This is a genomic window from Olivibacter sp. 47, from assembly GCF_030372825.1.
Lineage (GTDB): Bacteria > Bacteroidota > Bacteroidia > Sphingobacteriales > Sphingobacteriaceae > Olivibacter > Olivibacter oleidegradans.
The window spans coordinates 2,250,936-2,265,848 of record NZ_JAUCNR010000001.1 but is presented as its reverse complement, the minus strand read 5'-3'; the positions used below and the strand labels follow the sequence as shown (position 1 = coordinate 2,265,848).

Annotated in this window: 9 protein-coding genes; all 9 read right to left on the bottom strand. The window is 40.3% G+C overall.

The features are described from left to right. Window positions 1–48: 48 nt before the first annotated feature. The 9 genes from QT327_RS09730 to QT327_RS09690 all read right to left on the bottom strand — a co-directional run bounded on the left by QT327_RS09730 (window position 49) and on the right by QT327_RS09690 (window position 14,803). A complete protein-coding gene (locus QT327_RS09730) occupies window positions 49–1,200 on the bottom strand; it encodes an alpha/beta hydrolase family protein (RefSeq protein WP_130857597.1) in 1,152 nt (383 codons plus the stop codon). 10 nt (window positions 1,201–1,210) lie between these two features. Beyond that, window positions 1,211–2,221 carry a Gfo/Idh/MocA family protein gene (locus QT327_RS09725; protein ID WP_130857598.1) on the bottom strand — a complete coding sequence of 337 codons (1,011 nt, stop codon included), beginning with the start codon at window positions 2,219–2,221 and terminating at the stop codon, window positions 1,211–1,213. Window positions 2,222–2,406: 185 nt separating this feature from the next. Continuing rightward, entirely contained in the window at window positions 2,407–3,465 is a 1,059-nt protein-coding gene (locus tag QT327_RS09720; RefSeq protein ID WP_013666107.1) for a LacI family DNA-binding transcriptional regulator, read from the bottom strand. A gap of 124 nt (window positions 3,466–3,589) precedes the next feature. Next, window positions 3,590–5,971, bottom strand: coding sequence for a mechanosensitive ion channel family protein (locus QT327_RS09715; protein ID WP_289552711.1), 2,382 nt, complete (start codon window positions 5,969–5,971; stop codon window positions 3,590–3,592). Window positions 5,972–6,062: 91 nt separating this feature from the next. Then, a complete protein-coding gene (locus tag QT327_RS09710; RefSeq protein WP_289552710.1) occupies window positions 6,063–8,054 on the bottom strand; it encodes an FAD-dependent oxidoreductase in 1,992 nt (663 codons plus the stop codon). A gap of 20 nt (window positions 8,055–8,074) precedes the next feature. After that, complete coding sequence (locus tag QT327_RS09705) at window positions 8,075–9,535, bottom strand: RagB/SusD family nutrient uptake outer membrane protein (protein WP_013666104.1); 1,461 nt, start codon at window positions 9,533–9,535, stop codon at window positions 8,075–8,077. Between the two features lie 40 nt (window positions 9,536–9,575). Next, window positions 9,576–12,866, bottom strand: coding sequence for a TonB-dependent receptor (locus tag QT327_RS09700; protein ID WP_289552709.1), 3,291 nt, complete (start codon window positions 12,864–12,866; stop codon window positions 9,576–9,578). A 240-nt stretch (window positions 12,867–13,106) separates the two neighbouring features. Beyond that, window positions 13,107–14,258, bottom strand: a complete 1,152-nt coding sequence (locus tag QT327_RS09695; RefSeq protein ID WP_289552708.1) for a FecR family protein — start codon at window positions 14,256–14,258, stop codon at window positions 13,107–13,109. Window positions 14,259–14,290: 32 nt separating this feature from the next. Then, window positions 14,291–14,803 carry an RNA polymerase sigma-70 factor gene (locus QT327_RS09690; protein ID WP_289554420.1) on the bottom strand — a complete coding sequence of 171 codons (513 nt, stop codon included), beginning with the start codon at window positions 14,801–14,803 and terminating at the stop codon, window positions 14,291–14,293. Between the last annotated feature and the right edge of the window lie 110 nt (window positions 14,804–14,913).

Below are 14,913 nucleotides of genomic sequence, written 5' to 3'. Positions count from 1 at the left end.
GTTTTAAGGTTAAGTTTGTGAGTTTGTGGTTTACATATAAGATTTTATTTATTTCAAGAAATATTCAAAGAACAAGTAAGCAATTTCATTTGCCTCGTTATTCGGCTCATGTGTAGGCCTATTGTGCATAGCGACACGATTATCATAGCCAAACCTGTGGTTTAGTGCTATGATCCGATTTAATGTGTGCCATCGGTCCGGCGGATCCTCGGCACCTCCTAGTACTAAGAAAGGTCTCGGTACCATAAGTGCATGCAACTCATGCAGATTATATCCATTCTTAATAAGCCAGGGATATAATCCAAAAGCCGGATTTTCCTTACTTATCAAGCCGCGTTTTCGCCATGGTTTTGGATGATAACCCAGGTACCAAGGCTCCCAATAATTGATCGATTCACGATCATGCTGAAATAAAATTCCCGGATCTGACCATACGGCGCAAGCAAAACGATCGAACAAGCAAGAAGCGAACATGGCCCATTTACCACCAAAGGAATGTCCCATAATACCTATCTTATCGGATGAAACCTCCGGAAAGTTTGCCAATGCATAATAGGCATTAGCGGCTGCGTAAGCCAGCATGGATAAAGGTTGTACCTGCGCATGCTTTATATTCGGATAAAACAGGGAAAATTCTTTTCTTTCTGAAGTGGCTGAAGTTCCAATAGATAACGTTATAAAGCCTCTTTTTGTTAACTGCAGAGCGAAATCACGATTTGGTTTTCCTTTACCTATAGCCGTTTCCGGTTCATAAAATACGGTGATAACTGCCGGCTTCTTTCCCTTGGTTTTTGGCACCAATAAATAGCCGGTTGTTTCCTCCGTTGGCGTCCAGTAAAATTTCACTTCACACTCAAAGTAGCTTTCTTTTTCATTGGTATCGATAATTGACAGTTGTTGCTTCTTGAGTAAGGCCGGCCAATTTCCCATCAGACTATCCCAGCGCTTTTTTATTTCCAGTTGGCGCTTTGAGAAGTCTTGCACGGTGGATACACTATCGCCATTGTAAAAGATGTTGAGTGGTCGAAGTGAATCTTGTTTATCCTTAAACTCTTGTGGTGGGCTAAAATAGGGAGCAATTTTTTTCCATATCTTTTCTTTTTGGCTATTAAACAATGTTGTTTCCTGCGCATTTAACGAAAATGCGAAGCCTAGATATAGTCCCACCAGTATCCATCTCTTATAGTCACGTTTTACCATTGCCTTCATTTTATTGCATAATCTCATGCAGAAAGACGGCGGCCCCTGCCCTGCTTTTACTTAGATCAGCAGCTTCCATAAAGGCCAATATTTCCAGTGTCTCTTCTTCTTGAACAGGGGGCCGTTTTGTTTCAAAGAACTGCACGATTTCTTCCAATAAGGGTTGATAACCTTTGTATGGGCCAATTAACTGGATTCCGGTTGTGCCAAAAGCAGTCCCCCCAAAATCACGTTTTCCCTTTCGGATCCCTCTGAAAGTTCCCAAACGTCCATCGCTCCAAGTACCTACCACGATGTCAGTGTCCGGTGTAGAAGTTCTGGTAACTGATTTACATCCCCTTCCCATCACGGCATAAAGCGTTTCCACGCCATGTATGCCATACCAAAACAGGTCAGGATGTGTGGCTTCCAAGGTAGCAGGGCTATAGGTATCTGCGCCCGTGACATCGCCAATCGACTTCACTTCCGTTATTTCTTTAATATGCTCGGCATAACGCAAAGAAGAAGCGGAAAATACCGGAATTCGCTTTTTCCTCGCGTATTCGAATATTTTCTTTGCATCGCGATAGGAAGCGGCCATGGGTTTATCAATAAAAAGAGTTTTTCCGGCATCGATGACGGGAATAGCTTGCTCGAGATGCAGGCGACCATCATTAGTTTCCAATAATACGTGGTCAACCTTCTTCAATAAATCAGCAATAGAATCTACAATTTCTATTCCTAATGTGCTGATCTCTTGCGTATAACCGGCTATTCTTTTGGCGCTACTTTCAATATCTCTACTACCATAAGGATAGGCAGCAATAATTCGATAGCCCTTTAATGCTGCATCCGGTGTAGCCGCATTTAAGGCTTTGGCAAAGGCAATACTATGCGATGTATCTAAACCAATGATTCCTACCCGTTTTCCATTCACATTTTTGAAACTTGCTTTGCCAGTCAGCGGAAGATTGAGCAGGCTGATTGACAAGCTCGAAATAGCTGCCTTTTTGATAAAGTCTCTTCTTGGAATACTATTCATAATTTATTTTTATACAACGTGTACGTACACGAATACTTTTAATAATAAAATAAGCTGTCTTATAAATTCTATTCTATTCTATTCCCAATAAATATACTCAGCTAATGTTTATAATAACGGTTACGTTACCGCAATTTACGAAAAGATATTTCAAATGCAAATTGTTTTTAAAAATTTCAAGGTTATTAATTATGGTAGAAGCGATAATTCTCTTTGGTTACAATATCAATGGGCATAAATTGATCTTCAATTCGCCGTTCGTGCAGATCTGTATAGCGATGGAGTGTCATAATACCTCTATAACCTTGTTCCTCAGGCTTCTGACAGATTAAAAATTGAATGATACCTAATTCGAGGTATTTAATATTTTCTTTTAAGAAATCATATCCGATGAGCACCTTAACAATGCTCTTCCGTTCGAAATAATGGGCAACAGCAGAGACTCTGGAGTTTGTTACAAAAACGCCTTCTATCCCCTTCTGCTCGCTAAAAACTTTATCTAAAGCATCTTCTATGGAAGAAGAATCTGTTTGTTTAATATCCAGCTTTAAAATTTGAAGCTTTTTGTTATTTTTTTCAAAATAAGCGCGGAATCCCTCCTCTTTCCGAAGGAGGTGGTGGTATTGATCGAGTTCCTTTGATACGTTTATCAATAATACTTTGCCCGTTTTGACGGCAAAATCCATCAATTGCGCTGCCTGATAGCCACTACAAAAGAGATGCGGCCCGATATAACAGACACTGTTCTGCCCGGGTACATCCGAATTGATAAAAACATAGGGAATTTTGCGTTCATTGCAGCGTGTGGTTAATTGTATTGCTTCTTCGACAAATGATGGTGCCACTAATAGCCCGTCGACAGCTTCCTCGAGAATTAAATCGACCTGCTTTAGGAACGATTGTTTATCATTAAGGTCAAAAAAAAATTTCAATACCACAATGCCGTATTGTTTTAATGCTTTGGCGGCTCTATCAATACCGGATAGCGGAGCCTCCCAGAAATCCGTTTCTGTAGAACTAGGAATTAACACGGCATATTTTGAAACTTTCTTTGATGCTAATCGACTTGCAATAATATTTGGCTTATAATCGAACTCTTTAATGATATCGTTTATCCGCTTCTTGGTTGCTTCCGATACACCCTTGCGATTGTGCAAAACACGATCAACAGTAGCGATTGAAACATTAGCCAAACGTGCAATCTGCTTGACACCAAATTCTTTATTTTCTAACGATTTGCTCATAGTATCAACGAAAGTATCTTTTTATTAAAATTAAAACAAATTATCTGGCTGTATTTAATAAAGAAATGCCGGCGCCACTTACGTTGTATCGTCTAAAAGCAACCTATCCCATACTAACTTTTATTTAAAGTGTTTCAATCTCCTTCTCTGCCAGTTGCTGATAGATAGCCTCACTGATCGTACTCTTGGGAGCGTCTGTATTATTGAGATTACACCAAAAGAATATTTTGACTGTTGACCATTTTCCATTCAACGGATTAATAATAACGCTCGGTGCTTTCCGCTTAAACACGTGTTCATTATCCAGAATGATGGTTTTGATCATCTCTACAATTTCCTCTTTATTAAATGGTTTGGCAATAGTTACCGTTAGGCTAACGCGAATATTATTATTACTTAGGGTCCAGTTGATGATATTATTAGAAAGTATATCACCGTTTGGTATGATAATTTCGGCGCCATCATCGCTTAACAAAGTGCTTGAACGAATACCTATTTCTTTTACCTTTCCTTTTCGATTTCCTAATTCAACAACGTCACCAATGCGGATCGTACGATCAAAAATCAAAATAATCCCAGAAACAAAATTGCTTACTATGCTCTGTAAGCCTAAGCCGATACCCACACCTAAAGCACCTAACACTACGGTGATTTTATCGACTGGCAAACCCGATGCTGCAACTGCTAATAAAAAACCGGCAATAAGCAATACCAATCTGGTAATCAGCAACCTGGAGTGTTCGGCGTTGGCATTTTCGATGGTATCATCCCCTGTTTCGCCAAAAAAGTAGGCAACATATTTCTGCAAAAAGTTAGCCGTCCAAATAATTCCAAGAAATAGTAAAACACCGCCAAAGGTAAAAGAGAAGCTCCCTATTTTGCGTGGTGTGCTTAAAAACGAACCAATAACTTCGCTAAAGAATTCCAGAATATCTAAGTGAGCTGTCAGCAATACAAACCAAATGAAAACCGCAAGGTAAGATATAATGGTTGAAAACTCTTTGGCAATCCCCTCCCATTCGAAGTGATCGGCGTAACGTTTACGCATCCTACTTGCTTTAATTTGCAAAAGAAAGGCTTCGGTAATTAGACGTACGACTACAATGAGGGCAACCGTATGTAATAGCGCATATACACCGGTTGTATAAAAAATCTGCATAAGGGTGGTTCTTCCGAACATATTGGCTATAATAGCTAAGCCATTAAATAGCATATACAATGTTCCAGCTATAACCAATATGCGATAATTCCCCGCAATAGGCTTTAATTTACGCAACGCTATCACACCAAAGGCAGTAGACATTAAGTTGATCAATAAAATCATCCATCGTTGTGCCTGAGAAGAAACACCCAATAACCTCACTAAAGACAGCGCAATGAACAAGATGACAAATATGCCCCATGATAGCAAAGTCTCTCGAGGTAATCTTTTTAAAAATACTGTTGTAAGTATAATCAGTAATAAAAATTGGGTAAATTCTAAATACAAGGCCGGTGCCTGTAAATCAAAAATAGGTGCAAGGGCAAATATTAAGGTAAAGGCAGACAATATAGGAATTGGGGTTAATAACCTTAAATTAAGATCTTCCAAAATATCCATTTTCCCATGATTCTTAACGCTTTTGAAGTTATAAAACACCCATACAAAGAATAATAAACCCGTAAAGAGCAGGAGCACCCGGTTACTTCTTGTGTTTTTGAAATAATACGTATTTATTTTCTTTTCACTATCAAACATTTGATTAAACTCCGGATACTTCGCATCCGTTGTACTCGATCGCTTTTCCCACAAATAACGTTTCTCTTTGAGAAAGGCCTTTGGACCAATTGACTTTAGTTGCACATTGGTTTGGTATAAGAGCTCTTGGATTGCCAGTTCGTTGGTGGCTACATGCGCGCGCAGGCCGTTTAGCGTGTTTGTGGCCGCTCGAATGATGCTATCAGTTCCGACCCTTTTTAATCTTAGCGCCTTTATTTGAACACTAAAAGAATCGCGAAGCGCCTTCGTTCTAAAAATCTGTCGAATGACTGTATCTTTTCTAAGCGCCGCTATTTCTTTTTTAATGCCATCTAAATCTTTATCATACGAAAGGATAATGTCATTGTATCCGTTTGCATTATCGGTCATCTCATCCAATAGCGTTCTGAACATCTGCAAATTTTGCAGATTGAATGTTCGAACATTTAAAGACAAACGTTGTTTCAATAAACTGATGGTGGAGTCATCCGCAGCCAGCTTACTTTTTATTTCCGGAATACGACCAAAAGAGGCGGTTACGGTAGGCACCTTGTTTAAGGTTTCATACACACGTTCTAAGCCCTCCAAATAATCGCCGGTAGAAAGCATATTAGTATCTGCTAACAACGACGAGTCGTTTCTGGAACGCTCGGTTCTCAAGCTGCTCTGCGCACTTACCGTAACCGCTAAGAAGATAAATAGTATAAAAAAACAAGCTTTAAAGGCCTCATGGAAACCATTAATAGCTAATTGATTAGCTTTGTTCATATGGGAAATAGACAATCATATTTACTCAAGATAAAGATAGAACTTAAATAAATACAATCAAGCATATCATACTGCCCGCCAAAGACTAAATTTATTCCTTTGGAACAAACAGGACACTATTGGCTGCTATTTTTCCACTGGCTTTTTCATTGCTGATCTCCACGTAGCTGGCTTCGCTGTTTTTTATTGAATAATTACCCAGCCAAACCCACTCGCCGGAAGTCTGTCCTTCAATTTTGATATCCGCTAAATTCAGTGTTTTCGCTGTTTTTTGCTTACCATCAAACACGGTATACAAGAGCTGTGCACTGGAATTTTCGATTTTCGGAAAATAAGTATAAATGTCGTAGTTTCCGGGACTAAGGTCGGAAGACCTAAAGCGAGCCGTACTCCGTTGACTATGATCCGTCGAAATCAAATAGCTCGATCCAAAACCACCTCGCTTTTCCTCTTCCCATTTGCCGGTTAGCTGCACATCTTTCCGCTCCATGCTATTGATCCAGATGTCCGGTTTACGGCCATCACCCTTAGGATTATTCTTCCATAAGGCCTTTATTTCGTGAGCAGAAACGTCCTGTATAGCTTTTTTTCCGTCGATTGCCAAGCAGGCGGCAATAGCGGCTGACTGACTTAGTACCATAAAAACAGGTTCCATTCGGATGGACCCGTAGGCGATATGGCTAGCAGAAAGGCAAACAGGTACCAGGAGGTTAGATACTTCTGTCTTTTTCGGAACAATTGAGCGATAGGAAATTGGGAAGGGGGGAAAACCACCTACTTCAACATTTCCCTCGTTTTTAACCATACCATTAACCACCAGTCGATCACAGTTATGAGAATCCATCGTGTAAGCAGCATAGCCGATATCATCCTTTACCACCTCCCTCCCCTGGCAGTGATGTTGTGTCATCACTACTTCACCGATCATTCTTCTTGCTTCCCGTATATAAAGTTGCGGACTCCAGTTCCCGTGCTCCGTATACTCGTCTTTCGGATAGCCCCAAGCTAGCATTTCATTCCGAATGAATTCAGGAACCGATGGGTCATGCCCGACAAAATACAGAAGCCCTTTGGTATAATCTTCATGGGCCTGAATGATTTCCTGCCGTCTCGCGTAATCGGCTTCCGGATAATCCCAATTCATCCCGATCATGTCTGTAGAAAAACCGTTCCGATTATTTATATCGGTTTTGTTATTAGGCATTCTACTCCAAATAAATACGTCATTTAAAGACTTCCAAGGATATTTCTCTTTCCATCTTTTCAATAATTCATATCGTTTGGGATCATAATTACGTGGTTTTTCAATGGTTATCCGATTGGCAGGATTGTTAGTTAAACAAATTCGAAAATTATAGGCTTGTACTTTTTTATCACCGGTTCCATTCGCTTTTAATACTTCGTCATTGATTCCCCACAGGAGTCCACTACTTTTATCACCGGGAATTTGATAAGGATCAATCCTATCGGGAAACTGATGGCCGTCCATCAGCTGTACTCCATTAAGCGTTTCGCCATAAACCTGGTTATCTTCTCGACCTACATGATAAGAAACTCCGGATTTTGCCATTAAATCACCTTCGTAGGAACAATCAATAAACACATGGGCGCTTATAGCGCGCTCCTGACCATCAGTGTCTTTTATTGGTGCTACCAAAATTTGCGCGATATGGGTTCCTTTCTTTTCGACCGCTGATAAAACGTGCTCGTAAACAATGTCAATTGAAGCCTTTCGCATGTAATCCCTAAAAATACTATCAGCTACTTTGGGTTCAAAAATCCACTGCTCGAATTTCCCATAGTGTTGTCCGATCTTGCGATAAAAATCGAGCGCTAAACCTTTTACAACATATTTATTACCGATATCGGTATAACCTAAACCACCGGAACTCATTCCGCCCAGTCGCGTTCCCGGTTCAACGAGCACCACCGATTTCCCGGCTTTAGCTGCTGTGTAGGCTGCGATTACACCGGCAGAAGTGCCGCCGTAAATGCAAATATCGTAATCCTTAGCTTGCGCCTGCAATTGAATGCAAGCAATCAGCAATACCAAGAGGTAGTAAGAACTTCTATTTCTTATCATTTTCATATAATTTATTACTATCAATAACCGGGATTTTGGTCACTCGGATTTAGGGCATTATTATTATCCATTTCCACTTTAGGAATTGGCCATAAAAAGTGGCTGTCACTAACCGCTTTTCCTTTTGCCGATTGGATTACTGCACGAACCTGGTCTCTACCCAAGCGTTTTAAGTCATTCCATCGCTTGCCTTCTACCATAAATTCATATGCCCTTTCCTGAAAAACAGCATCGCGGAAAGATTGTTGATTTAATCCTGCCCAATCAACCTGCGGATTGGGTGTATTGACGTCTACCCCATACGCACGTCTTTTAACTTTATTCAACGCTTCATAAGCTTCAGCAGAAGGACCTCCCTCCAATTGATTTGCGGCTTCGGCATAAATTAATAGTACATCGGCATAGCGTAGCACGGGCATATCGTTTGCACTAGCGTCAACGGCCACCGAAGCTAAGTCCTTAAACTTTCTAAACTGATAGGGCTCATTGCCAGGCAACTGGACTAATGCTCCTGTTGATCGGTGAATATACGAATCATACAGATTAAATTCTTTTCGCAAATCACGATCCGACCAATTGGCAATCAGCGGAAAGGTTTCGCGCGCATAGATGGTGCGGAAACCAAATGGCGCGTAAAGTGTGTTCTCACCATGTATATACACGAGGTATTGGAAACCCAGGCCTCCGGAAGAAGAGTATTTGAAAGAAAAGATGTCTTCAGCACTCGTTACTACATCAGCACCGAAAACTTTTTCAAAGTCGTTGACTGTAGAAACCGGTACCAATTGGTATGTTCCCTCATCCATTACTTCCTTAGCAAGGTTACGTGCCTGTTCCCAATTCGCTAACGTTAAATAGACATAGGCCAACAGCGTTTTTGCCGCCCCTACGGTCGGTCTTCCAGGAATTGTTGCTACAGCAGGCAGATTCGCAATTCCTGTATTTAAATCTGCTATAATGAAGTCGTAGACTTCTTGTTCGGTACTCCGAGGCAGATCTGTTGGGTCATTGGAAGATTGCCTTAACGGTACCCCGCCCCAATTCCTAACTAAATCAAAATAAGCCAAGGCCCGAAGGAATCGCGCTTCTGCCAGTATCTGATTTTTCTTGTTTTCATCCATATTAATAGCCGGCACTCTTTCCAATACAATATTTGCTCTTAAGATTGATTGATAAGCAAATCGCCAAATAGTCTCTGCACGACCGATATTGGCACCGTCCAAACCATTGTACTCACTGACAGGTCCAAAAGAACCTCTTCCGTTCGCGTAATCCGAGCAAGCTTCGGTTAGTAACATATAAAAGCCTCCATAATAGCCCAATTCTCGAAATGGCGCATAAATTGCATTAACGGCAGTTTCAGCATCTTGGGCCGTCTGATAAAAATTTTCTTCTGAAAGTCGATCTATCGGAACTTCTTCCAAAGTTTTACTGCAGGCAGCAAATAAAATGATCGAAAATATATATAAGAGCTTTTTCATTTTTTCCATAATTTTTGTTGGAACCTTAATATTTTGTTATTTAAAAACTTACTTTCACCCCCATGGTATAGGTTTTTGCCACAGGGTAACTGGTTTGGTCTATACCCAATGTAGTGGGCGAATTAGCTGTTCGGCTACTTACTTCGGGATCATACCAGGAATAGTCGGTGATGGTAATTAAGTTTTGTCCGCTTACATATAATTGTAAAGATTTAATCTTGCTACTTTTCAACGGGACATCATAAGCCAACCGGATATTTTTAAACCGAATAAAGGAACCATCTTCTATAAAGCGGTTTGACTCCCGGAAGCTGGAACCAACGCTAATAGCTGGATATGGTGCATTTGGATTTGGATTTTCAGGTGTCCAGCGATTTAATATATCCGCGATCTGGTTTTCTCCGAAATTGAAAGAATTGGCCTGGTTTGACAGATTAAAGTTGAACAAATCGGCTCCTTGCACTCCCTGAATAAAGATATTCAATGAAAAATTTTTATAGCTTAGGTTGTTATTGAAGCCAAAAATAAAATCGGGATTGGGATTGCCTAGGATTGTTCTATCCTCATTGTTAATTACACCATTGCCATCCAAGTCCTTATATTGTATACGCCCCTGTTCATTCAAGCCATCTTCCAAGAACCCATAAAAAACACCCACCGGATAACCTTCCCGGATAAGATTGGGACTAATACTAAGTGGAATAGATAAACCGGATCCAAATACATCCGCATGATTAGCTAGTTCGATTACCTTATTTCGATTAGCTGAAAAATTAACAGAGGCGTCCCATTTAAAGGTTCCTCGGGATATATCGCCTCCCAACTCGAATTCAAGACCCTTGTTTCGAATACGACCAATGTTTTGCATTTGATTTTGATAACCCGTGGAGGTTGCTTGTGGGACGTTGGCTAACAAGTCTTTTGTGTTTTTTATATAGTAATCAACCGTTAGGCGCAAACGCTCGTCAAATAAGCCCAAATCAAAGCCAATATTACTTTGTGTGGTAGTTTCCCATTTTAAATCCGGATTCGGCCGGGTATTTCCTGGTGCAAAGCCTGTGTTCAACGCATCTCCAAGAATAATATTAAAACCGGAAAGCACATTCAACGAGCCATAGGGAGAGATTGCGGTATTTCCCGACTGTCCCCAGCTGGCCCGTAGTTTTAAGTTGGAAATACTGTTGACATCGCTAAGAAATTCCTCTTCTTTCAATCGCCATCCAAAAGCCGCTGAAGGAAAATAACCCCATTGACTACCGGCCCCAAAACGAGAGGATCCGTCTGCCCTTATACTCGCAGTTAAAAGATACTTATTTTTATAAACATAATTTGCCCGAAATAAACCGGAAATCAACTTCCATTCGTCAATACCGGATGTAGGGGTAGCAATGACTGTTCCTGATCCAAGGTTATTATTTTGCAATATATCGGAAATAAAGCCACTAGCTCCCGATGAGTTCGTACTTGCCACCTCTGATTGATAAGTAACACCCGCCATTAAATCCAAGGAATGATCGTTAAATGTCTTTGCATAATTCAAAATATTCTCATTTAAGAAGTTTGTCCTTGTGAAATAATTGGTAGAAGCATTACCTGCCGGTGTTGACCTGATTAAGCGGGAAGAGTAATAGTCTCTTTTGGAATTGGCATAATCTACACCAGCAGAAACTTTTAGTGTCAACCCTTCCATAAAGGTATATTGTAGCCCGAGATTGGCTAACACGCCGCTTCCCGTTGTTCTGTCTACGCGTTCTTTGGCTAAAGCTACCGGATTCTCCGCAGCATTAGAGCTAAATGAATAAGGCACCACGTTGGAATAATTGCCATTTTCGTCATAAACAGGCACAGTAGGTGGTGCGACTAAAGCAGCGGAAACTACTCCGGACCCTCTTGATTGATTATCATTTGTGATGGCATTGTTAATGGTACGACTCAATATGGTACTTAAGTTTACTTTAAATTTGTCAGACACCTCCTGCTCTAAATTGGAACGCAGCGACCCTCTTTTATATCCTGAGTTGATAACAATACCATCCTGACCGAAATAACTTCCCGATACTGAATAGCGGGTCCTATCATTTCCGCCCGCGATATTGAGACTGTGATTTTGAATTGGAGCCGTACGAAAGATGGCATCCTGCCAATCGGTCCCTTCACCAAAACTATTGATTTGCTCTTGTGTAAAATATGGAGCAGCATTATCATTACGGGCCCGTTCGTTAGCGATTTCGGCAAACTGTCGGGCATTTAAAAGGTCTATTTTTTTTACCACATTTTGAAATCCGACATAACTGTTAAGTGTAACCTGATTAACATCTCTCTTTCCACTTTTAGTTGTAATAATAACCACCCCATTTGCTCCTCGAGAACCATAAATGGCCGTTGCAGACGCATCTTTCAATACTTCCATCGATTCAATATCCGATGGATCAAGAATAGTAGGACTACCTGAAAGTGCAAAACCGTCCACCACGTAAAGCGGTTCATTACTACCCAATAAGGAATTGCCTCCACGGATGCGTATATTCATACTGGCACCAGGTGCTCCTGAACTTTGCACTACTTGCACACCTGCACTTCTTCCCGTTAAGCTTTGCATGGCATTGGTTGACGGTAAGGCGGTAATGTCTTCTGACTTTACCGATGAAACGGATCCGGTTAAATCGCCTTTACGAACAGTGCCATATCCGACTACCACTACCTCATCCAAAGCTGCCTCTCGCGGTGTCATGGTAACCCGTATAGTTGATTTACCGGCGACGTTGATTTCCTGTGTGGCGTAACCCGTATACGAAAAAATCAGGGTCGCGTTCGAAGCAGCGCTGATCACAAAGTTGCCATCACTATCCGTAGAAGTACCTGTCGATGGGCTACCTTTTGTTCGGACAGAAACACCTGGTAAAGCTTGTCCTTTTTCATCAAGCACTTTTCCTTTTAGGGTATTCTGTTCTTGTTTGGAAGTGGCCATAAGCCCATTTGCTGAACTTTGCTTTTCCAATACAATCACCTTATTCCTTCTGATCTCATATTGAATTCCTCTGTCTTTAAAAAGGTTCTCTAACACCGCATCTAATGGTAGATTGTTAAAATTAACCGATACTCGTTCTTTGTCGTTGAGTACTTCCTCACTGTAAAATACGGTTAAACCCGTCTGTTTTCTGATCGTGTTAAAGAGATCGGTTAGACTGATGCTCTCCTTTTTAATGCTTACCCTGTATTGAGCCAATAAAGGAGTCGCAAATAGTTCCATCTGAAATAGCAGGCCTGCAATCAACAAGCCTTTTGCTATAGATCGACAAAATCGGTTAAATTGATTTTTCTTTTGATACATGGTTTGATGTCTATAATGGTTTTTAGCTAATTCACTATAAACACACCAAGCATTTTAAAATGGGTGAAAGAAAATTAATTTTTTGTGTTAATGGGGAATAGGCAGTAGGAATAGTGATCAGAAAATAAGAGCTATTCTCTATTAACAAACTCCCGTTTCTCATCGGAGATCATTAAGTAGCGAAGTAGTTGAATGTAATAAAGTAATCTATCCTACTGCTTATCGCGTAAAGCCTATTGTTTAAAGTCTAAAATGTAAGGTACCATCTATTACCATAGCACGCACACCCGCTGTCGTATTCAAATCATGCAAAAAGCCCTTTAGATCTTTCTTATCAAGTAAACCACTAATACGAATATGTTTCAGTTCACCATTCTCAAAATTTACCGGCAAATCAAACCAACGATTGATCATTTCACTGATTTCCAACAAGGTGGTTCCATGAAAATAATAAACACCTTCTTTCCAACTCAGTACAGTAAGGGGATCAAATTTTTCCTGTGAAAAACCGCTCTTCTTACTATAGCGTCCGCTCAGTCCGGGAGAAAGTAATAAACTAGTACCATTTGGGCTTTCCATTTGCACTTTACCCTGGAGAAGAGCCGTTATGACATGATCTTCAGCATAGGCATTTAAATTGAATTTGGTGCCCAACACATTCACCTTTGCTTTATCTGTATGCACAATAAACGGCTGATCGGCCTTTTCGGCGATTTCGAAGTAAGCCTCACCTTTTAAATAGACTTCCCTGGAATTTCCGGAGAACGTCATTGGAAACTTTAACTCGGATGAAGAATTTAGCCAAACTTTTGTACCATCAGCCAGTACAAGTTTATAGTCTTTTGTTGGTGGTACCACTAAAGTATTTGTTTTACTGCCTGCGATATCTTTATTGTAAATCAACATTTCGCCTTCTTTCCGCACTTGTTGCCCAGCTACATTCAAGATGGTGTGACCATCATCCAACGTTACCACTTCTTCTTGGTCGCCCACCAATAACTGTACCTGATTCGTGTCCGCTTTCTGTTGTCCGCCATTTACTAACAAAGCGGCATCCATCTTGTCCTTATTAACTAGATATAAAGAGAAAAAAATACCACCAGCCAGCAGTAAAATGGCAGTCGCGGCATACGACAACCTTCTTCTTTTTGAAATCGAGATTGATTGCTCACTTAAATGACTTCTTACTGTAGCCAAGTCTTTCGAAATATCTATTTTATCCGTAAATAGCCTCAGGCCATTCGTATCCAAATCATTTTCTAGCTTTTTCCATAATTCCAGACTCTCCGGATGTTGCAATAGCTCCTCCTGTAACCAACGGTCGTCATCATCACTGATTACTCCCATTATTTTCTCCACATAGAGCCTTCGTATATATTCTTCGCTTACCATTTTTACTAATACACGGATAAAACAAATTCAGGTTAATATTTAGTAGTTTTTTTTAGTTTTTCACGCAAATTTTTTAAGCCGATTTTTAAATGAGTTTTCAACGAATTAATACTTATTCCCATTGTTTCGGCAACATCTTGGTATTTCTTATCGTGCAAATAAACCAAGCTGATGGCCTCTTTTCTTTGCCTTGGTAAGTCGTTCAGATTAGCTTCCAATTTTTTATAAATCTGCTCGAACATTTCCTTATCTTGCATCTGGTAATTATCTTCACTCAGTTTCTCATAGTCTGATTGTTTTCGAGCTCTTGTTTTTGTATTCCGTAAATAGTTCAAACACCTATTATGTACTGCACGATAGAGATAGCTTTTAACATCGCCATTAAGCTTATCAAAACGCTTCTTTTCCCATAGTTCTATAAATAAATTCTGTACAATATCCTTCGACTCCTCTTCTTCCTTCAGGTACAAATAAGCATAGCCACAAAGTAGTTTGTAATACTTATGGAACAATTCGTCAAATGCCGTTGAATTCCGATTTCGAATCCCAACAACAGCTGCATGTCACTTTTTGCTTCCATCAAATTTGATTCGTTAGGCTTGGATTTAAGAAAGACCATCAAAATGGTTTATAACCTTGGCTTTATCTAGGACGA

Coding starts and splice junctions, on each gene's coding strand:
- QT327_RS09710 (WP_289552710.1), bottom strand. CDS start 8,054: ATGATAAGAAATAGAAGTTCTTACTACCTCTTGGTATTGCTGATTGCT.
- QT327_RS09715 (WP_289552711.1), bottom strand. CDS start 5,971: ATGAACAAAGCTAATCAATTAGCTATTAATGGTTTCCATGAGGCCTTT.
- QT327_RS09725 (WP_130857598.1), bottom strand. CDS start 2,221: ATGAATAGTATTCCAAGAAGAGACTTTATCAAAAAGGCAGCTATTTCG.
- QT327_RS09730 (WP_130857597.1), bottom strand. CDS start 1,200: ATGGTAAAACGTGACTATAAGAGATGGATACTGGTGGGACTATATCTA.
- QT327_RS09720 (WP_013666107.1), bottom strand. CDS start 3,465: ATGAGCAAATCGTTAGAAAATAAAGAATTTGGTGTCAAGCAGATTGCA.
- QT327_RS09695 (WP_289552708.1), bottom strand. CDS start 14,258: ATGGTAAGCGAAGAATATATACGAAGGCTCTATGTGGAGAAAATAATG.
- QT327_RS09705 (WP_013666104.1), bottom strand. CDS start 9,535: ATGAAAAAGCTCTTATATATATTTTCGATCATTTTATTTGCTGCCTGC.
- QT327_RS09700 (WP_289552709.1), bottom strand. CDS start 12,866: ATGTATCAAAAGAAAAATCAATTTAACCGATTTTGTCGATCTATAGCA.